This window comes from Bacillus sp. FSL K6-0993 (genome assembly GCF_037977205.1).
Classification (GTDB): domain Bacteria; phylum Bacillota; class Bacilli; order Bacillales; family Bacillaceae; genus Bacillus; species Bacillus subtilis.
The window spans coordinates 3,174,338-3,199,320 of the sequence record NZ_CP150275.1; the positions used below are offsets into that span (position 1 = coordinate 3,174,338).

General features: G+C 47.1%; 25 protein-coding genes. 9 read left to right on the forward strand and 16 right to left on the reverse strand.

Features of this window, described 5'->3' with window-relative positions; translation table 11 throughout:
• Positions 1-3: 3 nt before the first annotated feature.
• From MHH79_RS16550 to cotNH, 5 genes are all read right to left on the reverse strand, one after another.
• A complete protein-coding gene (locus MHH79_RS16550; protein ID WP_340034730.1) occupies positions 4-1,977 on the reverse strand; it encodes a S9 family peptidase in 1,974 nt (657 codons plus the stop codon).
• Positions 1,978-2,084: 107 nt separating this feature from the next.
• On the reverse strand, positions 2,085-3,014 hold the full coding sequence (gene thrB, locus MHH79_RS16555) for a homoserine kinase (protein WP_003228699.1): 930 nt from the start codon (positions 3,012-3,014) through the stop codon (positions 2,085-2,087).
• Positions 3,011-4,069, reverse strand: a complete 1,059-nt coding sequence (thrC, locus tag MHH79_RS16560; RefSeq protein WP_003228697.1) for a threonine synthase — start codon at positions 4,067-4,069, stop codon at positions 3,011-3,013. Before thrC ends, thrB begins: the two co-directional genes overlap by 4 nt.
• A complete protein-coding gene (locus tag MHH79_RS16565; RefSeq protein WP_014477878.1) occupies positions 4,069-5,370 on the reverse strand; it encodes a homoserine dehydrogenase in 1,302 nt (433 codons plus the stop codon). The genes thrC and MHH79_RS16565 overlap by 1 nt, the downstream gene beginning before the upstream one ends.
• Before the next feature lie 200 nt (positions 5,371-5,570).
• Positions 5,571-6,590, reverse strand: coding sequence for a spore coat-associated protein CotNH (cotNH, locus tag MHH79_RS16570; RefSeq protein WP_029318468.1), 1,020 nt, complete (start codon positions 6,588-6,590; stop codon positions 5,571-5,573).
• Positions 6,591-6,742: 152 nt separating this feature from the next.
• Here cotNH and MHH79_RS16575 point away from each other — a divergent pair, with 152 nt between their 5' ends.
• Complete coding sequence (locus MHH79_RS16575; protein ID WP_003243814.1) at positions 6,743-7,243, forward strand: phosphatidylglycerophosphatase A; 501 nt, start codon at positions 6,743-6,745, stop codon at positions 7,241-7,243.
• 228 nt (positions 7,244-7,471) lie between these two features.
• On the opposite strand, the gene nucF is transcribed toward MHH79_RS16575, so the two are convergent.
• From nucF to MHH79_RS16590, 3 genes are read right to left on the reverse strand one after another with little or no spacing between them, the layout of a single operon-like run.
• Positions 7,472-8,242 (reverse strand): 5' nucleotidase NucF, encoded by a 771-nt coding sequence (gene nucF / locus MHH79_RS16580; protein WP_100505778.1) that lies wholly within the window; start codon positions 8,240-8,242, stop codon positions 7,472-7,474.
• A gap of 28 nt (positions 8,243-8,270) precedes the next feature.
• Positions 8,271-8,705: a DUF86 domain-containing protein gene (locus MHH79_RS16585; protein WP_015384552.1), complete on the reverse strand. Its 435-nt coding sequence runs from the start codon at positions 8,703-8,705 to the stop codon at positions 8,271-8,273.
• Positions 8,706-8,728: 23 nt separating this feature from the next.
• The gene (locus tag MHH79_RS16590) at positions 8,729-9,004 is read right to left on the reverse strand and encodes a YutD family protein (protein WP_003228682.1); all 276 of its coding nucleotides are present in this window, start codon (positions 9,002-9,004) and stop codon (positions 8,729-8,731) included.
• 114 nt (positions 9,005-9,118) lie between these two features.
• Between MHH79_RS16590 and MHH79_RS16595 the strand changes: the two genes are divergently transcribed.
• On the forward strand, positions 9,119-9,751 hold the full coding sequence (locus MHH79_RS16595) for a YhcN/YlaJ family sporulation lipoprotein (protein ID WP_021480537.1): 633 nt from the start codon (positions 9,119-9,121) through the stop codon (positions 9,749-9,751).
• A 15-nt stretch (positions 9,752-9,766) separates the two neighbouring features.
• Here MHH79_RS16595 and lipA read toward each other — a convergent pair whose 3' ends face one another.
• Complete coding sequence (lipA, locus tag MHH79_RS16600; protein ID WP_003222888.1) at positions 9,767-10,663, reverse strand: lipoyl synthase; 897 nt, start codon at positions 10,661-10,663, stop codon at positions 9,767-9,769.
• 234 nt (positions 10,664-10,897) lie between these two features.
• On the opposite strand from lipA, the gene lytH reads away from it, so the two are divergent.
• Complete coding sequence (gene lytH / locus MHH79_RS16605; protein ID WP_015483651.1) at positions 10,898-11,878, forward strand: L-Ala--D-Glu endopeptidase; 981 nt, start codon at positions 10,898-10,900, stop codon at positions 11,876-11,878.
• Positions 11,879-11,905: 27 nt separating this feature from the next.
• Here lytH and yunB read toward each other — a convergent pair whose 3' ends face one another.
• From yunB to MHH79_RS16640, 7 genes are all read right to left on the reverse strand, one after another.
• Complete coding sequence (gene yunB / locus MHH79_RS16610; RefSeq protein WP_015483652.1) at positions 11,906-12,673, reverse strand: sporulation protein YunB; 768 nt, start codon at positions 12,671-12,673, stop codon at positions 11,906-11,908.
• A gap of 72 nt (positions 12,674-12,745) precedes the next feature.
• Positions 12,746-13,051 (reverse strand): YunC family protein, encoded by a 306-nt coding sequence (locus tag MHH79_RS16615; protein ID WP_014477885.1) that lies wholly within the window; start codon positions 13,049-13,051, stop codon positions 12,746-12,748.
• Positions 13,052-13,115: 64 nt separating this feature from the next.
• Complete coding sequence (locus MHH79_RS16620) at positions 13,116-14,504, reverse strand: bifunctional UDP-sugar hydrolase/5'-nucleotidase (RefSeq protein ID WP_100505779.1); 1,389 nt, start codon at positions 14,502-14,504, stop codon at positions 13,116-13,118.
• Between the two features lie 19 nt (positions 14,505-14,523).
• Complete coding sequence (locus tag MHH79_RS16625; RefSeq protein WP_100505780.1) at positions 14,524-15,345, reverse strand: sulfite exporter TauE/SafE family protein; 822 nt, start codon at positions 15,343-15,345, stop codon at positions 14,524-14,526.
• 17 nt (positions 15,346-15,362) lie between these two features.
• Positions 15,363-16,211: a DUF72 domain-containing protein gene (locus MHH79_RS16630; protein ID WP_100506064.1), complete on the reverse strand. Its 849-nt coding sequence runs from the start codon at positions 16,209-16,211 to the stop codon at positions 15,363-15,365.
• A 37-nt stretch (positions 16,212-16,248) separates the two neighbouring features.
• The gene (locus MHH79_RS16635; RefSeq protein ID WP_100505781.1) at positions 16,249-16,596 is read right to left on the reverse strand and encodes a hypothetical protein; all 348 of its coding nucleotides are present in this window, start codon (positions 16,594-16,596) and stop codon (positions 16,249-16,251) included.
• Positions 16,597-16,692: 96 nt separating this feature from the next.
• Complete coding sequence (locus MHH79_RS16640) at positions 16,693-18,033, reverse strand: allantoinase (protein WP_251217601.1); 1,341 nt, start codon at positions 18,031-18,033, stop codon at positions 16,693-16,695.
• A 174-nt stretch (positions 18,034-18,207) separates the two neighbouring features.
• Between MHH79_RS16640 and pucR the strand changes: the two genes are divergently transcribed.
• From pucR to yuzJ, 6 genes are all read left to right on the forward strand, one after another.
• Positions 18,208-19,803, forward strand: coding sequence for a purine catabolism transcriptional regulator PucR (gene pucR, locus MHH79_RS16645; RefSeq protein ID WP_100505783.1), 1,596 nt, complete (start codon positions 18,208-18,210; stop codon positions 19,801-19,803).
• Positions 19,804-19,947: 144 nt separating this feature from the next.
• Positions 19,948-21,297, forward strand: a complete 1,350-nt coding sequence (gene pucJ / locus MHH79_RS16650; RefSeq protein WP_340034732.1) for a uric acid permease PucJ — start codon at positions 19,948-19,950, stop codon at positions 21,295-21,297.
• A 5-nt stretch (positions 21,298-21,302) separates the two neighbouring features.
• A complete protein-coding gene (gene pucK / locus MHH79_RS16655) occupies positions 21,303-22,595 on the forward strand; it encodes a uric acid permease PucK (RefSeq protein ID WP_340034733.1) in 1,293 nt (430 codons plus the stop codon).
• A gap of 12 nt (positions 22,596-22,607) precedes the next feature.
• Entirely contained in the window at positions 22,608-24,092 is a 1,485-nt protein-coding gene (pucL, locus tag MHH79_RS16660) for a factor-independent urate hydroxylase (protein ID WP_340034735.1), read from the forward strand.
• Positions 24,092-24,436 (forward strand): hydroxyisourate hydrolase, encoded by a 345-nt coding sequence (uraH, locus tag MHH79_RS16665; protein WP_063334617.1) that lies wholly within the window; start codon positions 24,092-24,094, stop codon positions 24,434-24,436. The genes pucL and uraH overlap by 1 nt, the downstream gene beginning before the upstream one ends.
• A 398-nt stretch (positions 24,437-24,834) precedes the next feature.
• Positions 24,835-24,966 (forward strand): YhzE/YjcZ family sporulation protein YuzJ, encoded by a 132-nt coding sequence (yuzJ, locus tag MHH79_RS16670; RefSeq protein ID WP_063334618.1) that lies wholly within the window; start codon positions 24,835-24,837, stop codon positions 24,964-24,966.
• Positions 24,967-24,983: the final 17 nt, after the last annotated feature.

Genomic DNA, 24,983 nt, shown 5'->3' on the forward strand with positions numbered 1-24,983 from the left:
TTATTAGAGATGTTGATCAAACCATGAGCTGATATAATTCAGGCGCTTGATCCGCTGTCTTGGGTGTCCGGTGCGTGATAAATTGTGCGATGCATTCGGAAAACGGACAAGCATGGTTTCCTTGCCCATTTTTTTCAGAGCGATAAACAGCTGCTCCGCCTGCTCGATCGGGCAGCGGTCATCCCGCTCGCCATGCAGAATCAAAAGCGGTGTCTCCACGTTTGCTGCGTATTTTAAAGGAGACCGGTCCCAGAGCTTTTCTGTGTCCTCAAACATGTCATGCCCAAGCTGCCAGTCTGTAAAGAAAAAGCCGATATCACTGACGCCGTGAAAGCTGATCCAATTTGATATCGAGCGCTGGGTGACGGCAGCTTTAAAGCGGTTCGTCTGCCCGACGATCCAGTTGGTCATAAAACCTCCGTAGCTTCCGCCTGTGACACCGAGCCGCTTAGGATCAATATGCGGATCTCGTTTGATAGCCTCATCCACAGCTTGCATCACATCGTCATAATCCTTTCCTCCATAATCTCCTCTGACCGCATTCACAAATTCCTGTCCGTAGCCGTGGCTTCCTCTCGGATTGATATAAACGACCGCGTATCCTTTCGCCGCCAGCACCTGAAACTCATGAAAATATGTATGCCCGTACATCATATGCGGACCGCCGTGTATGTTGAGAATAAGTGGATATGTTGTCTGACCTTCCATTTGTGCAGGCTTCATCAGCCAGCCGTTCACCGTCACGCCGTCTTCTGTAGCATATTGGATCTCTTCAGGTATTGATATCGTATGCTCACTGACAAACTTGTCATTCGCGCCAGTCAGCTGTTTCTCTTCCTGTCCAAGCGGGATACTGTAGAGCTCACTCGGTCTGTCCGGCTTTGTCACACTGGCAATAAAGTGCTGTTCATCAGGTGAAAGAGAAAAGCTATTGATGTACTCTTTTTCCAGACGAATCGGATACACAAGGCCTTCAATCGAAATATAATAGATGCCCGTACTGCCTTGATCTGTGCCGATGACATAAAACCCTTGGCTGTCCTTTGTCCAAACCGGGCGCTGTTCGGCACCACCGATCAATGAATCACCAATCAGTGCATCCGCTAAGTGTACGTCTAGCATTTCAGTCAGACATGTGAGGCGGTCATGTTCAATATCATAAAGCCATGCCTTTTCGAGCGTTGCATTCTGATATTCCTTTTCATTTCCAAGCAAAGCAAGATACCTTCCGTCTGGTGAAAATGAGCTTGATCCGAATGAGCCGCGATGAGGTGTAACCTGCTTAAGATCTCCAGACTCCAGTGACATCATGTAAACATCATGCGGCTTGCTGGCATCATCTGTTTCAGTTAAATTAGCTGAGAAAACAAGCCATTTGCCGTCAGGAGAAAAAGCAGGATCACCATGATCAGCTTTGTGACTTGTCAGCTCCTTCATCTCACCCGACTTTACGCTGACAAGCACAAGCTGGGCATACGCACCTCTCGTCAGCCCTTTGCCGTCCCGTTTGTAGGAGAGGCTTTGCACTTCAACAGGTTCATAGCTGTCCTGCTCCGTTTTTTCTCGGTCATCAATGCTTTCTCCCTCTCCCAAACTGACAGTGACCAGAATCGATTCGCCATCCGGGGACCATATTGGCTTTGACACGCCATACGGGATATCAGTCAGTTTTCTCGCTTCTCCGCCTTCAGCGCTCATCATATACAGCTGTGCCGCATCGCCTTCTCGATCAGAAATAAAGGCAAGCGTGCGCCCGTCTGGAGACCATCTTGGGTCGGTGCTTCGCTTTTCTCCATGTGTCCAAGGAACAGACCCGCCCGTTTTCGTTTCATAGATCCATATATTTGATGTATACGAATCTTTCTCTTGATTCACTTGTGATTTTACATATGCGACACGGGTGCCGTCTGGGGCGTATTGAGGATCGGTCACAGAGACAATCGCAGTGATGTCGTCTGCGGTTATCAGCTTTTTCATATTCATCTCCTCCTTTTTACATGTATTTCGTTTTTCTAAATAAAAACTCCTTTATCTTCAGCAAAAAAAAGCGCCCTCGGCTGACGCTGAGGAACGCTTGGCATGATTTATACACTTTTTACTTGATATAAAGGATTTCGCTCTATTATACTTCCCTCTTTCGGAACGGTCAAAGCGTCTACTTCACAATGAGGGAAATGAAGCGCGAGCTGTTCTTTTAGCTCTTCTCCCTTTCCTTTTTCGGTCATGACGAGAATCGTCGGGCCTGCTCCGCTGAGAGCCGTTCCATATGCGCCCTTCATCTCGGCGACGTGCTCTACTTTTGACAGCTCAGGCACAAGCATCGCCCGGTACGGCTGATGGAACATATCCTTCTTCATGATTTTCCCGACAAGCGGCCAGTCCTTGGACATGATCGCAGCAATGAGGATATTGCTGACAGCACTTGCTTTTACGGCATCGGCATATGGAAACTCCTTCGGAAGCACGTCTCTCGCGTCTCTTGTCAGCACTTCGTAAAAAGGAATGACAACGACTACGTCAATGTCAGCATTCGGGACGCGGATCATTTGGGTCTCGTCATCCTCATGCAGGCCGATCACAAGTCCGCCGACGAGAGAAGCGCCAGCATTGTCCGGGTGTCCTTCTTCTAGACTGGCTAAATGCAGCTTGTCCGCTTCAGACAGCTTTAAGCCGCATAATTCATCAGCCAGTTCAATGGCCGCTACAATCGCCGCGGCGCTGCTGCCAAGGCCGCGTGCAAGCGGGATGTCGCTCCACACCTTCACATGGACAGGAGGCATTTCTTTTCCGTACAAATCTGCGGTCCGTTTAGCCACTTGATAGATCAGATTATCTGTACCCGCCGGAATTCCGGCGACTGTTTCTGTTTCAGCCTCAAAAGACCATTTGTCGCTTTCAAAGACGGTCAGCTTCAAATATCTGCTGAGCGCCATTCCGACTGAATCAAAGCCGGGGCCTAGGTTAGCTGTGCTTCCGGGAACAGTGACAGAGAACAGCATGTCGGCTTCGTTCATACACGGGCCGCTCCTTTTACATATTCAAGGATGCTGTCTTCATCAGTCGGCAAAGTGACAGGCTTGATTTCTGAAATGTCGACCGCTGTGTTCGGATCTTTCAGTCCGTTTCCTGTTAACACAGCTACGACCTTGCTGCCTTTCGGAATTTCTCCGGATTTCACCTGTTTCAGCACTCCTGCGATAGACGCGCAAGAACCTGGTTCTGCAAACACGCCTTCTACACGGGCGATCAGCTGATATGCGTGAAGGATTTCATCATCAGTGACTTCGTCAATTTTCCCATTGGATTCCTCGGCTGCTTTTACAGCTTTGTCCCAGCTTGCCGGGTTTCCGATACGAATGGCTGTCGCTATTGTTTCAGGATTTTCAATCACTTCATTGCGCACGATTGCCGCCGCACCCTCAGCTTCAAAGCCGCGCATTTTCGGAAGGCCTGTGCCGTTTTTCTCATGATATTCCTTGAAGCCCTTCCAGTACGCAGTGATGTTTCCCGCGTTTCCGACCGGGATCGCTAAAACATCAGGCGCTTCCCCCAGCTGTTCGCACACTTCGAAGGCAGCAGTTTTTTGGCCTTCAATGCGGTAAGGGTTGACTGAGTTGACAAGGGCAATCGGTGATTTCTCACAGATGGAACGGACAATTTTAAGCGCATCGTCAAAGTTTCCGTCAATTGCGATAATCTCGGCTCCGTACATGACAGCTTGAGCGAGTTTTCCAAATGCAATTTTTCCGTTCGGGATGATGACAATGCATTTCATGTTAGCACGGGCTGCATATGCTGCCGCAGCAGCGGAAGTGTTACCTGTTGACGCGCACATAATCGTGTCATTGCCTTCTTCTTTTGCCTTTGCCACAGCCATAACCATTCCGCGATCTTTAAATGATCCCGTAGGATTGACGCCTTCCGTTTTGACATGAAGCTCAATTCCGAGCTGCTCAGACAGCTTCGGCAGGTGAATAAGTGGTGTGTTTCCTTCATGTAAAGTCAGCGCCGGTGTTTGATCTGTTACAGGTAAAAATTCTTTATATTGATGGATAAGTCCTTTCCACATTAGCTCCAACCGTTCCCTTCTACACGATATGTGCTTTTGACTTCTTGAACGACTTCCAAATCATTTAGGTTTTGCAGAATATCACTGAAATCAGCTTCTGATGTATGATGTGTGACAATTACGATTTCAGCTAACTCATCATGGCCTTTAATTGGCAGCTGAAGGATTTTTTCAAAGCTCACGCCCCGCTCTGAGAACACAGATGTAATTTTCGAGAATGAACCAACCTCATCTTTTACATGAATTCTTAAAAACTGCTGTGCATAAATGTCAGACGGCGATTTCATGTTTTTCTCATATTGCGGTCCGACAAAGCTGTTGCCTGTTACACCAAGGCGCATATTTTTCATGACAGCGACGAGGTCAGAAACAACGGATGTCGCTGTCGGCATGCTTCCGGCTCCCGGCCCGTAGAACATCGTCTCACCGACAGCCTCGCCGTATACATAAACGGCGTTAAACTCATTATGAACAGCAGAAAGCGGATGGTGGTCAGGAAGCAGTGTCGGCTGTACGCTGACCTCGATTTTGCTGCCGTCACGCTGAGCAATCCCGATCAGCTTCATTGTATAGCCGAGGCGTTTGCTGAAGCTGATGTCCTCGTCTGTAATTTGGGAGATCCCCTTTACTTTGACGTCTTCCAGATCCACGTTCATCGAGAAGCCGAGGCGCGCCAATATCGCCATTTTCCGTGCGGCGTCAAGCCCTTCCACGTCAGAAGTCGGATCAGCTTCGGCAAAACCGAGATCCTGCGCTTCCTTGAGCACTTCCTCGTATGGGCTTTTCTCTTTGATCATTTTTGTTAAGATAAAGTTTGTTGTGCCGTTCACAATTCCCATCATTTTTGTAATTCGATCTGATGAGAGGCCTTCCTCTAACGTGCGCAGAATCGGAATCCCGCCGGCAACACTGGCTTCAAAGTAGATATCGCATCCATTTTCCTTCGCTTCGGCAAGCAGTTCGGAGCCGTACACAGCCATTAAGTCCTTGTTTGCTGTGACAACATGCTTTTTCGATCTCAGCGCGTCGACCAAATATTGTTTTGTCTGTTCAACGCCGCCGATCACCTCGATGACGACATCAACATCTGGATCATCAATGACATCATACACTTCTGTCGTGAGCACTTCCTTCGGCAAATCTACTTCTCTCTTTTTCTCTATATCTTTTACAAGCACTTTTTTTATCGTAACCGGACAGCCGACCTGATGCATAAGCTTATCCTGATGGTCTTGAATAATTTTAACGACACCGCTTCCGACGGTACCTAAACCTAAAAGCCCTACACGAATCGCTTTCAAAAAAACTCCACCTTTCTTTTGATTGTCCTCTCGAAAAAGACAATTGTTAACTCAACACAGACATATAAGTTACAAACATTATATAAGCCCGCTCCTGTTTTGACAAGACAGCGTTAGGCTGAATTTTGTGAATGTAAACGCTTAACACATTGATATGACAAGATTCTTTATTTTCTAATTATTTTTGTCAGATTTTCTCCTCACCCTGAGCTGCCTTTGCCAAGCCAGCTGACGCGTGGAACAAACAGCTTCTGCGCCCGCATATTCATGAATTCCTGCGCTGTATTGAGAAATTGTTCATAACGCCCACAGTCATTAAGAATGAAGTCAAGCTGTTCTTCAAAATAATGCTTTTCTGATTCTGATGACATGTAATAGCTTTCTACGATTTCAAAATAATGAAGCGGGAAAAGCAGACGGCTGTATAAAAGGCGTTTCGAAAACGAAGACAGCGGTGTGACTTGCTCGTATTCCTGTAAAAAGAGAAAGCCCTGCTGATTAAAATCTTGTCTGTGATGCAAAAACGTATGCCTCATATATTCAGCCAAATCACGGGAAGCGTGGTCAAACACCCAATCCGCCGGAATCCTGATCAATGATTCCGGTGACCATGTATGCCTTTCCATCCGCTGATGGCATATCGTTCCTGAATCAGCGGCTTGGGGCTTGTCATCCAGCTCAGTGTCCACTAAATATTGTATCGCGTTTTCTGACAGTCCTAAATAATATGGAAATGATTCGATCATTTTTTTATCGAATGGCTCATGCGGAGGGGTCTGAACCTTTCTCTGCCAAAATGCTTCCAACTGATCAATTCGTTTTCCCCACAGATCCTTCCACTGGCCGATTCTTCCGGCTGCCTTCACCTCATACGGATATCCTCGGCCTTTTCGGTGAAATTCCGCCAGCTCCGCTCCAATGGAGAACGCCCTGTTTGAATAAGGGGGGGCCGCCTTCAGCAGAGCGTACGTTTTTCCCTCATGTTCAAATGTCAGCTCACCTTCTTTTGTAAAGATAAAAACCGAGACGTATGGGTCACTTTGTTCTTGTAAATACTGACTCATGTAATAAAGCTCCGCCAGCTCTGTTTCTGAGAATTGGGAAACGGGAACAATCAGAAAGTATGAATTAGGCGTCTGAAAGCATTGATATGTGTGCTGGTACATGGAAAGCTGCCTGATGTGAATGCCGTATTTTTCTTTTATTGTACCTTTCACCATGATCACCTGCCTGTTGAATTAGGGCTCATCACATCGTAGTCATACACAGCCGGAATTATGAATACATATTTTAATCCGAAGAAGGCGCAAGAAAAAGTCGTAAACTTCTCAAGCATTTTGTATAAACTAGTAAAAAAGATTGGGTGAAGCTGATGTCAGAAAACGAACAATTCAGTCAGATGGAAGCTAAAGCAAGAGCACGGATGAAGGAGCGCGGCGTTGAGGTATCAGACATTGCCGAGCTTGTCTTTTTTCTGCAGAAAAAATATCATCCGGATTTAACCATTGATGAATGCACGCTGAACGTCAATCGTGTTCTCGCAAAACGCGAGGTGCAAAACGCGATTTTAACGGGCATTGAATTGGATGTTCTTGCTGAGCAGAAAAAACTGTCTGAACCGCTGCAAACGATGCTGGAAATAGATGAAAGCCTATATGGAGTAGATGAAGTTCTGGCATTTTCCATTGTGAACATTTACGGATCGATCGGGTTTACGAACTACGGTTACATCGACAAAGAAAAACCCGGAATCCTTAAACGATTGAATGATAAATCAACCGGTGAATGCCATACCTTTTTAGATGACATCGTCGGAGCGATTTCCGCCGCGGCTTCAAGCAGACTTGCACACCGCGCGCGGCATACAGAATAAGGGCACCCTTTTAGGGTGCCCTTTCAGCGTGTCGACAAACCCTCGCATTCGTTGTCAGGCCTGCGCTTCGGTGCTCACGAATTTCAACATTCGCTGTGCTCCGGTGCTCGGCCTTCCTAGACTTCAAAGGTTTTCAATCACGCTGAAAAGATGACAAAATCCTAAAACGAAAACGTTTTAGGATTTTGTCATCAATCTGTAAGGGTACCTTTTTTGGGTGCCCTTTTTTCAAATGTATGGAATCCATTCAGTCAGAGAGTCAATGGCGTGAGTCGGTTTTTCCATATCGTCTGTCATATGTTCTCTTTTCGTTACGCCTGTGTGAACGAGCAGCGTATCCATACCCGCGTTAATGCCGGCCATAATATCAGTGGCGTAGTTGTCGCCAACCATGAGTGTTTCAGACACATCTGTGCCGAGAACGCGCATCGCCTGCTCCATAATAATTGATTCCGGCTTGCCGATAAATACAGGCTGTACACCTGTAGATACGGTTAACACCGATGTCAGTGAGCCGTTTCCCGGCAGAAGCCCTCTTTCAGTCGGAATCGCAATATCTCCATTAGTGGAAATAAAGCGGGCACCATTTCTGATTGCCAGGCAGCCGACAGCAAATTTTTCGTATGTAATGGAACGGTCGATGCCAACAACGACAAAGTCCGCGTTTTCTCCGCCAAATGTCAGGCCGTTTTCTTCAATCGCCTGGCGGATTCCTTCCTCCCCAATCACATACACAGACGCGTCTTTTTTCTGCTGTGCAATGTGCTGGGCAGTTGCCATGCTGGTCGTGAAGACCTGCTCTTCTGTTGCCGGAATATCAAAAGACACGAGCTTGTCCGCTACCTGCTTCGGTGTGCGCGAAGAGTTGTTTGTCACGAAAAGATAAGGAACGCCGCGATCTTTCAGCGTTCTGACAAATCCACACGCTTCCTCGATTTTTTCCGTGCCATTGTACATCGTTCCGTCTAAATCAATTAAATACCCTTTATATGTTTTCATATCCAACACTCCTGTGGCTTTCCAGTTGTTATTTAAACGCGGAAACAGGTCCTAGCTCTGTTTCCAAATAGCTTCTGATCCGTTTCGGGAAGTCCTGAAGAGCTGTTTGATGCGCCTTGATCAGCCTGTAAAGCTCGCCGCTGTCAGCGAGCAGATACTGTTGAACCAACGTTTTGCGGTAGGCGATCAATTTTTTGAGCTCAGCACCCTCTTTTTCCGTGACAACTTTCTCATCAACAAGTATATCCATAATGTCGTCATAGCTGCCCGGGTCCCGCATAATAAAGCCGTCAATCATGTCATTGCCTGTATCCAAAATGCATTCGATTAACAGATGGCCTATACGCTGAAGTGCCAATCCCCCGATTTCAGACTGCCAGTCTGTTTGTGAGTCAAATAGCGCCAGCTGGTGCTCGAAGAATCCTAGTGTTTTCTCGATTTTGCTTCTGTCAACAAAATACATGACAGCATCCCCTTTGTGTATATTTATTTTCTGATCCGTTTCAAGACAAAATACGCACAGCCGAAATTGCAGTATTCGTAAATATATTCATCTAATGTGCTGATTTTCGTTTCGAAGGTTGCCTTTTGATTCTGGTCGTCAAAGAAGCCCTTGAGCCTTAACTGACCGTATCCCCAGTCTCCCACAATATAATCGTATTTATTTAATATATCGGAGTAGCGGGCTTTAAAAGCCTCTTCGTTGAAGCCGTCTTTGAAATTGTGCACCAATTCAAATTCGGCATTTTGAATAAGAATCATGAATCTCACCTCTTTTTCACTCATTCCTATCATAATTCATTGCCCCGTCCCCATCAATTGCTAAAGAATAAATCATGCGATTTGGCTACCCTACACATGAGGAGGGATTTATAAATGAAACGAACCGCTGTCAGCCTCTGCCTGCTGACCGGACTTTTATCCGGGTGCGGAGGCGCAGGATTGGATAATGCCCAAAATGTCCGGAATCAGACGCAGAATCAAACCAAACCCATTCATGTGTCGGACCGCAACGAGGCTTTTAACAGGCATAATGAGAACGAACAATTTGGCTATGTCCGCTATCAAAAAGAACAATTTGACGGAGACCAGCAGAAAACGCCGGTGATGAACCGGGAAGAAACCGCTCACATGATATCAAGTTTAACGGTTCAGCTCCCTCATATTCAAGATGCTGCGACATTGGTGACTGACCGAGAAGCGCTTGTCGTATACAAAACCGATTCTAAAAACCGGGAGCTGACCGCCGATCAGGTGAAAAAAACAGCGGCTTCCGTGATACCGCGATACTATCATGTGTATATTTCCGATAATCCAAACCATATGCAGTCCGTCGAAAATTACAGCAATCTCGGCTCTGGTTCAAGAGATATCAGAGAGATCATGTCAGGGACGATTCAAGAAATGAAAACCTCCCCGCAAGGAAGCCCTGTCTCAGAGAATGAAAATGCCAATGGAGAAACGCGTCAGGACATGAAAATCGATAGGAATGACAAAAACGCCAGATGATCTGGCGTTTTGGCATTATGCTTGTGCTTGACGCTTTTTAGATGCTTCGTTTACTTGTTCATCCGCATGGTAAGAGGAACGGACAAGCGGACCGGCTTCACAATGGCTGAAGCCTTTTTGCATCGCGATTTCTTTTAATTCTGCAAATTCATCAGGATGGTAGTATTTTTGGACTTTCAAGTGTTTCTTCGTCGGCTGCAGATATTGGCCGATTGCCATAATATCCACGTTGTTCGCCAAGAGGTCGTCCATTACTTCAATAATCTCTTCTTTTGTTTCGCCGAGTCCGATCATGATACTTGATTTTGTCGGAATGTCAGGCTGCATTTCCTTCGCACGGCGCAAAAATTCCAATGAACGGTCGTACGTCGCACGCGCGCGGACTCTTGGCGTCAGGCGGCGAACCGTTTCGATATTGTGATTCAGGATGTCTGGGCGTGTATCCATTAAGGTTTTTAGGTTATCGTAGTTTCCGCCCATATCAGACGGCAGCACCTCAATTGTTGTGAAAGGGCTTTTTCTGCGGATCGCACGGACCGTTTCCGCGAAAATGCCTGCCCCGCCATCTTTCTGATCGTCACGCGCAACAGCCGTAATAACCGCGTGCTTCAGATTCATAAGCGCGACTGAATCCGCTACGCGTTCCGGCTCTTGCAGGTCAAGCTCAGTTGGAAGGCCTGTTTTGACAGCACAGAAACGGCATGCTCTTGTACAAACAGAACCTAAAATCATAAATGTCGCTGTACGTCTGACCGCCCAGCATTCATGAATATTCGGACATTTTGCTTCTTCGCATACGGTATGAAGGTTGTTTTCCCGCATGAGCTTTTTGAGCCCTGTATAGTTTTCATTTGTATTTAATTTAATTTTAAGCCATTCGGGCTTTCTGAGGTGTTCGTCTTTCTTTGCCAATTCCCATCATCTCCAATATCCAATATACTCAATTTCTGACACGAAACATTCTGAAAACGAGAAAGGTGCAGGTTTTAGTTCTGCAACAAAAATAATGTTTTTCTAACTAAAGAAAGTCTTTTCTTTAGACACTTTAACATAGGAAAAATTTCTCGACAAGGGAAGATGATTACTGACATTTTTAAGCCGGGTTGCCGCAAACTATGTGTATTCAATATGAAAGGAGATTATTTTGTGAAAGTTTTGTTATCCGCTCTTCTTCTCCTTTTGTTTGCATTTGAGCCTTCTGCGTCTGGAACAAAGCTTTCAGATCCAGTGCTGTCGAAACGGATGGAATTATATCATAAAATCGAAGCTGTGACGCAGATCCCTTGGTATGCGCTCGCCGCTGTTGATCAGTACGAAGAAAACGTGCGGAGCAACCGGAAAGATCTGCCTGACAAGGCGGGAATCATCAGCATCTATATACCCGATGACATCTGGAGCGGGCCTGAAAACCCGAATCCGAAAGATGATGCGCCGTTAAGCATTAAAGTGTTTGACGGAATCGGAATGGATGGCGATGGAGACGGGAAAGCCGAGGTCAGCAACGATGAAGATATTTTGTATACGTTCAGCCAATACTTACTGTCGTATGGCACAGATGAAGACAACATCCGGATCGGGCTTTGGAATTATTACCGGCGTGATCAGACAGTGGGGATCATATCTGAATTCATGAAGCTGTTTAAAGCCTACGGCCATATTGATCTGGGCGAGCATGCATTCCCGCTTCCGATCAGAACCGATTACAGCTATCGAAGCACGTGGGGAGATGCCCGCGGCTTCGGAGGAAGGCGGATTCATGAAGGTACGGATATCTTTGCCCATTACGGCCTTCCTGTCAAATCCACATGTTACGGTGTAGTTGAAATGAAGGGCTGGAACCGCTTCGGAGGATGGAGAATCGGCATCAGGGACATTAACAATACGTATCATTATTTTGCCCATCTCAATGGGTTTGCCAAAGGGATTAAAACAGGACAAATCGTTGAGCCTGGCCAAGTGATCGGATCAGTCGGCAGCTCCGGATACGGCCCGCCGGGAACCGCCGGGAAGTTCCCGCCGCATCTGCACTATGGCATGTACAAAGATAACGGAAGAACCGAATGGTCATTTGATCCATACCCGCATTTGAGGGCGTGGGAGCGATATGAATACCAAAAAAAGAAGTAACAAAAAGCCGCCTCTTCGACAGGCGGCTTATTTGCTGCTTTTTTCTTTTTTTGAATCAGCACCGTCTTCTTCTTTGCTGCTCGGGAGCTGGACAGAAGGCGTGACACCCGAGCCGCCGCTTCCATTATAAAACTGCGGCACTTCGCCCTGCACTGCTTTAATCGATACAGGAACATTATTTGTGACGACAGCGGTTTTGCTGGCAAATGGAATGATGACCTTCACTTTAATTTCGACAAAGATGCTGATATCAATAAGTGCGTTATTTATGCCATACGGCTTGATCTTAGTTTTGACATCTGTAAAAGCGTCACCGATTAAATTGAACCGGACCGGGATTTTCGGCCCGAGGTTTCCAAGAAGGCTGTTGCCGGTTACCTGTCCCAGCGGAATGTTGATCATAATGTTTTCACTGGCGCCGCTGTGTCCGGTATGGGTTTCCATCTCTTTCAAATGAGCCTGAAGCTGCTTTGTCACTTTTGTTTTCACACTGTTTACAACCTGTGTATTAAAATCGATTGTCGTTAAGTTTCCGTTTTCATCAGAATTCATTTGAAACATATCTTTCATATTTTCACTGTCAGACATATAGTCCTCAATCGAATCCTGGATCACCTCTGTCGCTATACGCTTCGTTTCCATCTCGCCGATGTCCATTAAAACAGGTTTGATCGAGCCATTGATCATCCAAAGGCTGACCGTTGTTGACAGGATAAAAAAGACAACTGACAGGAGCATCACGTAACGGAAAGGCAAAGGTCCTCTCTTGCGAAAAGGGCCGCGATATCTTGGCAAGAAAATCCCCCCTTACATATCACAATGTATGCTTGTAAGAGGGGACATAGTAATAGCCGGGGCCAATTTATTTTATTTCACCATTTTTAAAAGCGCTTCTCTGCCGCTCATGCCGACTTTGATGCCAAGATCTTCTGCGGCGTACGTGATGGATTCTAAAGGTGCGTCTAACAGCTGGTCAATGGTGCGGACACCAACTGCGCGACCCGCCACAATGCCGCGCTCCTTTAATTTTTCATTCAGCAGCGCCACATCTAGCGCGCCGCACATAATGTATCCGTGATCATTGGTGACGGCCATAAAATTCGTTTTTGGAAGTTTCACTGTCACAGCTGTAAAAGGCTGTCCTTCTATCATGATCGGTGTCAGATTTACCACGTCAACCACTCCCTTCATTCATCACTTTATGATGAAGGGCACAGCTTGTTGTGGGCTGACTGCCTTATTGCGCAAGCTTCCAAGCAAGCAGATCCCGCAAAAATTCCGGCATAAAATATTCTTTTTCTGCAGCGTCGCGAATCAACGGAAACAGTTTGCCGAGCGTAAACATATCAAGCACCGCAACGGAGTATTGTTTATGTTTTTCAATATCTTCCCCGTTCAGTGTGATCCGGGTGACGTGGGTGATCCCGTCATCGAGCCGTTTCGTTTCTACCTCAACGCCGGCATACACCATTTTCCCCATCACTTCTCCGCGGAAGCCGAGTCCTTTGATCCGGAGCTGCTCCACTTGTTCGGAAGCGGCATGGACAATGGTTTCCTTCAATTCTTCTCCCGTCAGGCGGACAGCCACCGGGTTGATCGGATGCGGACAGATGCGGTGCAGATCCAGCTTTGTCACAGGACCTGCTTTTAGCGGACCGAGAATGACACCTGAATTGACCATACTGATGTCCGTCTCGCACCATTCCTTTAAGGCGTACGCCAAAAGCAAAGGCAGCTCTGATTCTTCAAACCACTTCACCTCAGCATCTTGTGCAAGCTCTGCAACGGCATCGGACAGCTTCGCCTCGGCTTCACGTTCTTTTTCATTGAGAAACGCTTTTGTTTCTGCGGATTCTCCTGTCCATTCCGCCATGTTCTGCACAGAAGCCGTTTTGCTGATGATGCTTCGCTGTACGCTGTCCACCGTGATTTCTACACAGCCGACATAATGCCCGTATTTCTCGGCGCTGGCCAGCAGTACCCCATTCACCACTTGTCCATCTTCAAGCAAATGATGGGTATGTGATTCGAGGATTACATCAATCTCAGGCACCACTTCAGCCACTGCTTGATCATCAAGAATGCCTAAATGTGACAGCAGAACGATAATATCAGCCTGCCCTTTCACTTCCTGAATGGTTTCCTTTATGCTTTCAAGAGCATCCGTTACTGTCCATCCCAGCTTGTCATATACAGGATAATACGGCACAGTTACACCTAAGAAAGCAATGGACATACCGTTTTTCAATGATTTGATATGGTAAGGCACCGCCCAGGACGGACGGTTTCCATTTTTATCAAACAGGTTAGAGACGATGACAGGAAATTCAGCATGATCATATAAGGCAGCAAGCTCTTCATGCGGAAGCGTAATCCCTTCGTTATTTCCGATCGCCGCTCCATCAATGTGAAGGCGGTTTAAGAGATCGACATTCGCTTTTCCGAATGTCGCCTCTGTCACGAATTGAAAACGATCAAGATGATCGCCAATATCAAAAACGAGCGTCTCTTCGCCATCTGACTGATGCTCTTTTCTTTTCTGCTCTATATAATCTACAATTTTCGGCCAGTTTTCAAAATGGCTGTGCAAATCATTTGTATGATATAAGCGGAGCTTCTCCTTCATAATATCTCTCCCTAATCGTTCAGCTGAAAATGCCTTCAAAAATGAGCTGGCAGCCGATCAAAATCAATACGATCCGCATGATCATAACGATCGTTTTCGTCTGCATTTTTCTGTTGATGGCGGCGCCAAGCTTTCCGCCGAACCAAGCGCCGGGCACAAGCGCGAGGGCGTACAGCCAATTGACGTGCCCGGAAATCATATGTGAAACAGACCCTGTCATAGAAGACAGGAAAATAATAAACATGGACGTTGCCACCGCAACCTTCGGCGGAAACAGAAATAACAGCATCATCGCCGGAACCATCAGTGATCCGCCGCCTATACCGAAAAGTCCGCCTAAAAAACCGACAACAAAGGCAATGGCAATACCGACAGAGGCCTGATATGAGTACGTATAAGGCTCACCGGCATCATCCTGAAATGTCCGGATAATTCCTTTGTGCGCTTTATTGACCGGCCGGGCTTTCGCTTTCAGCATTAAGGATAATGAAATCAGAATCATAAAAATGCCAAACCAAACGGAAAACGAGTTTGAATTGAACAGCTTTGACACGTAAGCCCCGATCATGCTGCCGGGACCCGAACCGATAAAGAAAATGAGCCCGCTCTTATAATCAACGGTTTTATATTTAATATAAGCCAAAGTTGAAGAAAGGCCCGTAAAAATAATGACCAAAAGCGAAGTTCCAATCGCAACCTGCGGCGTCACATCCTGAAACAGCTGCGTCACTGTGCTTAAAAACATCAGAGACGGCACAATGACAATTCCGCCGCCAAGCCCGATCAGACTTCCTACCGTACCTGCGATTAATCCCAGTACGACCAAAATCACAAACGACATCAATAAAAACCTCTTTTCTAAAATAAATCGAGCTGTCTCGGAGCAAGTCCGCTGTACTCGATATCAAGCAGTTCAAGCATTTGCTTGCCATTATCCGCGGCGTCACCGCCGGAATTGTTGTTGAACAGGACAAAAACATCCTTACATTGCTGCTGCAATTCATTCAGGTGCTTTTTCCAATCCTCCAGCTCCTGTTGGTTGTAGCGGTATAAGTACCTGACCTCACGCCAGTTTTTCCCGCCATCAGGCTTCATCCAGCCCTGCTTGTTGCGTCCGTGAAACCTGACGAGCGTTTTGTTTTCATCGGTCGCGCGCAACACAGTCGGAACGCTGCCTTCTCCGATTTGCGGTTCATCACAGACACTGTGAATCCAGCCTTCCGCTTTCATAAATGAAAGCGTCTGCTCATAAAATGGCGGCGAGAACCAGGAACGGTTTCTGAATTCAAGCGCACAAGGAATATCTCCCATTTGGTGCTTGCACCATCTCAAATAGGCGACATTCTCCTTCTTGCAGTCAAACCACGGCGGAAATTGAAACAGCACCATGGCGAGCTTATTGCTATGTAAATATGGCGTTAAAGACACCTTAAACGCATCAAACATCTCCTCTTTTGAGTGAAAGGGAATTTCGCCGCGCTGATGCCCTGTCATGCCTTGATATGCTTTCACGATAAATTGGAAGGTTTCGGGCGTTTCCTTCACCCACTTTTCATTATTGCGCGCCGGCTGAATCGCGTAAAAGCTCGCGTCTAATTCCACGATCGGAAAATGGGAGGAATAGGCCTGCAATTTTTTCTGGCTGGCCGTTTTCGGCGGATAGATGCTGTCATGATCCCCCCACCCCGTCAGTCCGATATAAATCACACTCATTCACCTCTCTTCCAGTTTATCACACGTGTTTTCAGGTTTCCTCGGAAATGCTGTACATATGGCGGGAAAATGCAGAACGAAGATGCTGATATTGTTCCTCATTCGTATCTAAAAACGCCTCTTCTCTTGAGGAAGGAATATGCTGATATTCAATAGGCGCCTGAAACTGCTCACTCGTAAAATCGTACATCACACCCATGATGCTGTTATAAAAATGCCAGCTCTCACCGACTTTTGTTTTGAAAATCGTGCCGCCGAAATGGTCTTGAATCACCAATGCCGTCACGCCGCATTGGCCGCATGCCGGGCATTCTTTCGTCCATTTAGAGCTCGTATGGCGCGACCAAGATTGCTTAAGTATGTATTTAACATGTTCCATTGCCTCCGCCTCCTTTTAAAAAAGATACCACGTTGATGAGATTTTAAAAACTAGAACGGCGGAAATCAAAAAACCCGGCGGTAAAATCCGCCGGGCTTACGAAGGAACGACCAGAGCTCCGTCAATTTCAGTGACTTTTTCCCCGTCATTGTACACGCACCGGCCTTTGCTGTAAGTGGCCGAAATGCTGCAGGGAAATGTATGTCCTTCGTAAATGCTTTTTTTATGCTTTGCAAACATCGATTCTCTTGTAACAGTGTACGGCTCCATGCTGACGAGCACGAAATCTGCATCACACCCCGCCTCAAGCCGCCCTTTTTTCTGAAGGCCGAATCGTTTTGCAGGGGCCGCCGCTGTCCATTCTGCGATGGTTTCAAACGGAATATGATGCTCAAGCGCCAGTTCCAGCATTCCTAATAAAGTGAACTGCCCGCCGCTGATTCCGCCCCATGATAAAAACATGTTATCCTCCCGCTTCAAGGATGGACGGCAGGGGGAATGGTCTGAGGAAACCATGTCAATGTCCCCGGCAATGAGCGTCTCGATCAGCGTCTCTTTTGATTGCCGTGACCGGAGCGGAGGCGCGCATTTTGCGACAGAGCCCCTTTGCCGTAAATCGTCATGGCTGAACAAGACATAATGCGGACATGTTTCAACCGAAACATCAAGACCTTCCTGTTTCGCCTCTCTGATCAGCCGGACCGCTTTCGCCGTGCTGATATGGACAAAATGAACCGGACAGCCTGTCACCTTCGCATACTGAATCGTGCGATACACCGCTTCAACTTCTGCTTCCTCCGGGCGGGAGGCGGCGTACGCATCCGCGTCCACCTTTCCTTTATTGGCCAAAACCATCTGCAAGTAGCTTGTGATCGCGTCACTTTCCGCGTGGAGAGCGAGGATTTTTCCTGCAGCCGCGATTTCTGCCATGCCTTTGAGCAATGTCCGTTCATCAACAGAGCGGAACTCATCAGTGCCTGACTTTGATAAAAACGCTTTAAACCCGATCGCTCCCGCTTCAGCCATCGGACGGATGTCCTCGATATGGCCTGGCACAAGGCCGCCCCATAGCGCAAAATCCACGGCAGATTTTTGCCTGCCTAGCTCAGCTTTTGCGAGAAGATGCTCTGCCGTCACGGTTGATGGAATACAGTTGAGCGGCATATCAAAATAGGTGGTGCAACCGCCTGCGGCCATCATTTGAGAACCTGTTTCAAACCCCTCCCAATCCTCCCTGCCCGGTTCATTAAAATGAACATGGCAGTCTATCACACCAGGAAACACGTATTTCCCGTCTGCCTGGATGATTTCCGTCCCGCTTGCTTCAATGTCAGAACCTATCTCGGCAATGACACCGTTTTGAACTGCAATCTCAGCTTCTATAACGCCATCTGGCGTAACTGCCTTCGCACCTTTTATCACCATATCGTAAGCCATATTGATCCCCCCATATAAGGATAATGATTTTTCATGTCAGTTTATGTCACACAATCAGTTCTATTTTCCACAGTTTACTGCTACTATGATCGTATTACATCAGCAAAACCGCTAGAATTCCTATTGAAAATTATTCACCTTAACCAATGTTTTTATAGAAAAGGAGAATGCGCTATGAATATTTTTGATGTGATGAAAATACCGGCTTTTGAAAACGCCAATTTAATCGCTGGAAAAGCAGGAGGGGATAGAGAGGTTCAGCATGTCAATATGATGGACGCTCCGGATATCGCAGACTTTTTGCATAAGAATGAATTGCTCGTCACCACCGCCTATCACCTGAAGGATCACCCGCATCAATTATCTGAACTGATTCGGCAAATGGCAAAACGCGGCTGCGCGGGCCTCGGCATTAAAACAAAGCGCTATCTGGAAGATATCCCGAAGGAAATCATCGAACTGGCCGATTCATATGCGTTTCCAATCATTGAGCTTCCGGAACACATCCGACTCGGCGATATTGTGAATGCCACACTCAGCCATATTCTCGATATGCGTTCTAACGAGCTGCAGCAAGCCATTTACGCGCACAAAAAATTCACAAACCACATTATGAGCGGCAAGGGGCTGCAATCCCTCCTCAAAAAGGTGTCAGACCTCCTTCAGCTTCCCGTGCTGCTGCTTGACCAGCATGCCAAAATGCTGTCTGCGTCTCATCAGATTTCAGTTGAGACCGAAAAGCTGAAAGGCACTCTGAATACCGTATCCGGGCCATTTTTCACTTGTTTCTCTACAATCTCAGATCAGAAAACATATTCTGTCCTGCCTATTTATAATCACGAAAAAAACTGCGGCTACCTGCTGATACCGGACATGGTGCAGGCCGGCGATAAAGGATTGATCCTCACTATTGAACAAGCGGCCAACGTCATTTCCTTTGAATTGCTGAAGGAAAATGCGCTGAAACAGTTCAGCCGGCGGGCCCGAAATGAGTTTTTCAACAATTTTATTGAGCGGTCCTTTTCTTCAGATGACGAAATCAAAAACCGGGCGAAAGAATTCAAGCTGCGCTGGGATCAAAAATACATGTGCATTGCCGGCAAACTCGATCGGAATGATGAATCAATCAGCTTTACAGAAAATCAGCTCGCTTCCGACAGCGTATTCGAATTTCTTGAAGGTGAACTATCAGCCTTCCCGTTTCCGCCTCACTTCTTTATGAAAGGAAATGTCGGCATTATTCTAATCGAGGCGACAGACAGCTGGAGTGAAATGCATGCCTCGGTGATCAGCTTTTTAGAACAGTTCCAAACACAGGTCAGCGCTCAATTTAAACGAACCGTGTCGTTTGGCATCAGCAATATCTGCCAAAAGCTCATTGATGTTCCCGACGCTTTCACAGAAGCTTCTGATGCTCTGCAATCTGGGCATTTGTCAAGAAGCACCGCATTTATCCAGGTGTATCACGCCAAAGATGTGCCTGAGCTTCTGCGCTTGCTCCCAGTTGAGGATTTGAAGAAATTTTACAACTCCACGCTTCAGAGCCTCGCTGAAAAACAGCAGGAGGATCAAAGCCTGCTTCATACGCTTTCCGTCTATTTAGAGACACACTGCCAAATTTCAGAGACGGCAAAGCGTCTGTACGTTCATCGCAATACGGTCATCTACCGTCTTGAAAAATGCGAAGAGCTGCTGGGGAAAAGCTTAAAAGATCCTGAAACAACGATGCGTTTGCGGCTTGCCTTACGTATGCAGCGGCTGATCAGCTAACGTTTGTCACATTTTCCTACAAAATGAATCATTTTTCGTCACTTTCAGCAATCACATCTGTCTTTTTCGGCTACTGTATCCAATGACACCCCTCTTTCGGCACGATATCATGTTACTAAAGTTCACATACAAGGAGGGACTATAGTGAAAAAAAGATCGTTTGCGGTGTTTACGCTTGGCCTGCAGCATGTGCTCGCCATGTATGCAGGTGCGATTTTGGTGCCCCTGCTTGTCGGCAGGGCCCTGAATGTAACAACTGAACAGCTGTCCTACCTATTGGCGATTGACCTGTTAACGTGCGGCGTCGCGACGCTTTTGCAAACCTTGCGCGGAGCATACATCGGCATCGGGCTTCCCGTCATGCTTGGCAGTTCATTTGTGGCCGTCACCCCGATGATTGCAATCGGCAGCAATTACGGCATTCACGCGATTTACGGTTCCATCATCGCGGCCGGTGTATTCATCTTTTTGTTTGCGCGTTTTTTCGGCAAGCTGACTGTGTTATTTCCTCCTGTCGTAACAGGTACCGTTGTGACCTTGATCGGCCTTTCACTTGTTCCGACAGGTGTGAAAAATATGGCTGGCGGCGAAAAAATAAACGGCAGCCCCAACCCCGAATACGGTTCACTCGAAAACCTTCTTCTTTCTGTCGGTGTTCTTGTTCTGATTTTAGTCCTCAACCGCTTTCTCAAAGGATTTGCCCGAACACTGTCCGTTCTGATCGGCATCGCCGCCGGAACAGCGGCAGCAGCGATCATGGGCAAAGTCAGCTTTTCTTCTGTTACAGAAGCACCGTTCTTCCAAATCCCGAAGCCTTTTTACTTCGGAGCCCCTACGTTTGAAATCGGTCCGATCTTAACGATGCTGATCGTCGGAATCGTCATAATTGTGGAATCAACCGGCGTTTTTTACGCAATCGGAAAGATATGCGGCAGATCTTTAACTGAAAAAGACCTCGTCAAAGGCTATCGAGCGGAGGGAATCGCCATTCTCATCGGCGGGCTGTTCAATGCCTTTCCTTATAATACCTTTGCGCAAAACGCCGGCTTATTGCAGCTGACCAAAGTGAAAACAAGAAACATCGTCGTTACCGCAGGCTGTATCCTTGTCTGTCTCGGACTGATTCCGAAGATTGCCGCCCTTGCTTCTGCCGTTCCTGCTGCTGTACTTGGCGGCGCGACCGTCGTCATGTTCGGCATGGTGATTGCCTCCGGCGTCAAAATGCTCAGCACAGCGGATCTCAAAAATCAATACCACCTCCTGACCATCGCATGCTCAATTGCACTCGGCATCGGCGCCAGCACGGTCCCCGGGATTTTTGCTGAATTCCCCGCTCCGATCCGGATTCTGGTCAGTGACGGCACCATCACCGGAAGCCTAACCGCCATCTTTTTGAATCTATTTTTCAGCTTGCGCGACAAAAAAGAATTAACAGCACAGCAAACAGAACTTCCGGTATTAGAACATACACTCGCATTAGAAAAAGAGGTGTAAAAAAGATGAAGGAACAGCACAATGCCTTACAGCTGATGATGCTGGGGCTTCAGCACATGCTTGCCATGTATGCGGGAGCCATTCTCGTTCCGCTGATCGTCGGAGCGGCGATCGGGCTGAATGCGGGACAGCTGACGTATTTAATCGCGATTGATTTGTTTATGTGCGGGGCGGCAACTCTTTTGCAGCTCTGGAGAAACCGATATTTCGGCATCGGCCTTCCCGTTGTGCTCGGATGCACGTTTACCGCAGTCGGCCCGATGATTTCCATCGGCAGCACTTACGGTGTCCCAGCGATATACGGTGCCATTATCGCCGCAGGACTGATTGTCGCCTTAGCCGCGGGCTTCTTCGGGAAGCTTGTCCGTTTTTTTCCGCCTGTTGTAACCGGATCAGTCGTCATGATCATCGGCATCAGCCTGATTCCAACGGCAATGAATAACCTGGCCGGAGGTGAAGGAAGCAAAGAATTCGGCTCACTGGACAACGTGCTCCTCGGGTTTGGCGTCACAGCTTTTATCTTATTGCTGTTTTATTTCTTTAAAGGCTTTATCCGCTCCATAGCGATTTTACTCGGTCTTATCGCAGGAACAGCGGCTGCATATTTCATGGGAAAGGTCGATTTTTCTGAGGTCTTGGAGGCGTCTTGGCTTCATGTTCCGTCTCTGTTTTATTTCGGACCGCCAACCTTTGAGCTGCCGGCTGTTGTCACGATGCTTCTCGTTGCGATTGTCAGCCTCGTTGAATCGACAGGCGTTTATTTTGCGCTTGCCGATATCACAAACCGCAGGCTGTCGGAGAAAGATCTGGAAAAGGGCTACCGGGCAGAAGGCCTTGCGATTTTGCTGGGCGGCTTATTTAACGCGTTTCCCTATACAGCTTTCTCGCAGAATGTCGGCATCGTTCAGCTCTCAAAGATGAAAAGTGTCAACGTCATCGCCATCACAGGAATCATACTGGTCGCGATCGGCCTGGTTCCAAAAGCAGCGGCCCTGACAACAGTGATCCCCACCCCAGTTCTCGGCGGCGCAATGATCGTCATGTTCGGTATGGTCATTTCTTACGGGATCAAAATGCTATCCAGCGTTGACCTTGATTCGCAAGGCAACCTGCTGATTATCGCCTCTTCCGTCAGCTTGGGGCTTGGCGCTACAACAGTTCCCGCGTTGTTTTCATCTCTTCCGGGCGCGGCCTCTGTCTTGGCAGGAAGCGGAATTGTGATCGGCAGTTTGACGGCCATTGCACTGCACGCTTTTTTTCAAATCAAACAGCCGAATGGCGCAGACATAAAAACGTAAAGGAAGATGCCAATGTTCACAATGGATGACCTGAACCAAATGGACACACAAACACTGACAGGCACACTTGGTTCTATTTTTGAACACTCTTCATGGATTGCGGAGAGATCCGCAGCACTACGGCCGTTTTCGTCCCTTTCTGATCTTCACCGCAAAATGACTGGCATTGTAAAAGCCGCGGATCGCGAGACACAGCTTGATTTAATCAAAAAGCATCCCCGGCTCGGAACAAAGAAAACAATGAGCGATGACTCGGTACGAGAGCAGCAGAACGCGGGGCTCAGCAAATTAGAACAGCAGGAATACGAGGAGTTTCTCATGCTGAATGAACACTATTATGATCGCTTCGGCTTTCCTTTTATTTTAGCGGTGAAGGGAAAGACGAAACAGGACATTCACCAAGCCCTGCTGGCAAGGCTTGAGAGCGAACGAGAAACGGAGTTCCAGCAGGCCCTTATAGAAATTTACCGAATCGCCCGCTTTCGTCTGGCTGACATCATCACTGAAAAAGGAGAGACGCAAATGAAAAGAACTATGTCTTATGGCAAAGGAAATGTATTTGCATACCGAACGTTTTTAAAACCGCTCACTGGAGTGAAGCAAATCCCAGAATCATCTTTTGCCGGGAGAAGCAATACCGTTGTCGGTGTTGATGTGACATGCGAAATTGGCGGAGAAGCCTTCCTGCCATCATTTACAGACGGAGACAATACTCTCGTCGTGGCGACGGATTCAATGAAAAACTTTATCCAGCGCCATCTCGCATCCTATGAAGGAACGACAACCGAGGGGTTCCTACACTATGTAGCTCACCGATTTTTAGATACCTATTCTCATATGGACAAGATCACTCTGACTGGCGAAGACATTCCGTTTGAAGCAATGCCTGCATACGAGGAGAAAGAGCTCAGCACAAGCCGCCTCGTCTTCAGAAGATCGCGTAATGAACGAAGCCGCTCTGTGCTGAAAGCAGAACGAAGCGGGAATACCATAACGATTACAGAGCAATACAGCGAAGTCATGGATCTTCAGCTCGTCAAGGTGAGCGGCAACTCCTTCGTCGGCTTCATCCGGGACGAATATACGACTCTTCCCGAAGACGGCAACCGCCCGCTGTTTGTCTATTTAAACATCAGCTGGCAATATGAAAATACAAATGACGCATACGCTTCTGATCCAGCCCGCTACGTCGCGGCTGAACAAGTCCGCGACTTGGCAAGCACCGTTTTTCACGAGCTCGAAACCCCTTCAATCCAAAACTTAATCTATCATATCGGCTGCAGAATATTAGCAAGGTTCCCGCAGCTCACTGATGTCAGCTTCCAATCTCAAAATCACACGTGGGATACGGTTGTCGAAGAAATCTCGGGCTCACAAGGAAAAGTCTACACCGAACCGCGCCCGCCATACGGTTTCCAACATTTTAACGTGACAAGAGAAGACGCCGAGAAAGAAAAACAGAAAGCCGCTGAAAAATGTCGGAGCCTGAAAGCCTGATGGGAAAACTGACAACCCATATTTTAGATTTAACCTGCGGCAAACCAGCGGCGAACGTAAAAATTGAATTGAAGCGGCTGGGCGAAAGTATTATGAAAGAGGTATACACTAACAATGACGGCAGAGTCAATGTCCCTCTGCTGGCTGGTGAAGAGCTGGTTTCCGGAGAGTATGTGATGGAATTTCATGCAGGAGACTATTTTGCGAATAAAAACGTGAATACGGTCGACCAGCCGTTTTTAACCATAGTCACCGTCCGTTTTCAGCTTGCAGATCCAGATGCACATTATCATATCCCGCTCTTGCTGTCGCCGTTTGGTTATCAGGTGTATAGGGGGAGTTAAGAATTCCGCCGGTGAGGCGGGCTTCTATTTGCACTTCAATAAACTTTTGATCCTAGGACAGTACTTGATCCCACACTTAGTGAAACAACAGCTTGAATAAAAATTCACCTATATTTTTCAGGATAATTGCCTACGAGAAAAATATCCTGTAGTCCTTTCATTTATAAATATTGAGGTTTCAAACTAATAAGTCAGCTCTTAGCAGCCGAGCTCCCTTTTCTAAACCTATAACGAAAAAATACTTTGAAGACAATTGATGCTGTTTTAATAGTTTTGATAATGGGTTCTCTCTTACACTTTTAGACAAAATATTCATTTTTTCTTTTTTAGACTTAAATCTATGTCGAAAATAATCGTTTGGCATATCTTATACTATCTCCACTAAAGGAGGTGACATTATGGGATTCTACAATTCTGGTGGATACAGTGGCAACTCTGGCTACTCAAACGGTTTAGGGAGCTCCTTCGCTTTGATCGTGGTGCTATTCATTTTGTTGATCATTGTTGGAGCAGCTATCTTTAATTACTAAGTTTAACTTTCCTTGCC

Coding starts and splice junctions, on each gene's coding strand:
- MHH79_RS16550 (WP_340034730.1), bottom strand. CDS start 1,977: ATGAAAAAGCTGATAACCGCAGACGACATCACTGCGATTGTCTCTGTG.
- thrB (WP_003228699.1), bottom strand. CDS start 3,014: ATGAACGAAGCCGACATGCTGTTCTCTGTCACTGTTCCCGGAAGCACA.
- thrC (WP_003228697.1), bottom strand. CDS start 4,069: ATGTGGAAAGGACTTATCCATCAATATAAAGAATTTTTACCTGTAACA.
- cotNH (WP_029318468.1), bottom strand. CDS start 6,590: ATGGTGAAAGGTACAATAAAAGAAAAATACGGCATTCACATCAGGCAG.
- MHH79_RS16575 (WP_003243814.1), top strand. CDS start 6,743: ATGTCAGAAAACGAACAATTCAGTCAGATGGAAGCTAAAGCAAGAGCA.
- nucF (WP_100505778.1), bottom strand. CDS start 8,242: ATGAAAACATATAAAGGGTATTTAATTGATTTAGACGGAACGATGTAC.
- MHH79_RS16585 (WP_015384552.1), bottom strand. CDS start 8,705: ATGTATTTTGTTGACAGAAGCAAAATCGAGAAAACACTAGGATTCTTC.
- MHH79_RS16590 (WP_003228682.1), bottom strand. CDS start 9,004: ATGATTCTTATTCAAAATGCCGAATTTGAATTGGTGCACAATTTCAAA.
- MHH79_RS16595 (WP_021480537.1), top strand. CDS start 9,119: ATGAAACGAACCGCTGTCAGCCTCTGCCTGCTGACCGGACTTTTATCC.
- MHH79_RS16620 (WP_100505779.1), bottom strand. CDS start 14,504: ATGAAGGAGAAGCTCCGCTTATATCATACAAATGATTTGCACAGCCAT.
- MHH79_RS16625 (WP_100505780.1), bottom strand. CDS start 15,345: ATGTCGTTTGTGATTTTGGTCGTACTGGGATTAATCGCAGGTACGGTA.
- MHH79_RS16635 (WP_100505781.1), bottom strand. CDS start 16,596: ATGGAACATGTTAAATACATACTTAAGCAATCTTGGTCGCGCCATACG.
- MHH79_RS16640 (WP_251217601.1), bottom strand. CDS start 18,033: ATGGCTTACGATATGGTGATAAAAGGTGCGAAGGCAGTTACGCCAGAT.
- pucR (WP_100505783.1), top strand. CDS start 18,208: ATGAATATTTTTGATGTGATGAAAATACCGGCTTTTGAAAACGCCAAT.
- pucK (WP_340034733.1), top strand. CDS start 21,303: ATGAAGGAACAGCACAATGCCTTACAGCTGATGATGCTGGGGCTTCAG.
- pucL (WP_340034735.1), top strand. CDS start 22,608: ATGTTCACAATGGATGACCTGAACCAAATGGACACACAAACACTGACA.
- uraH (WP_063334617.1), top strand. CDS start 24,092: ATGGGAAAACTGACAACCCATATTTTAGATTTAACCTGCGGCAAACCA.
- yuzJ (WP_063334618.1), top strand. CDS start 24,835: ATGGGATTCTACAATTCTGGTGGATACAGTGGCAACTCTGGCTACTCA.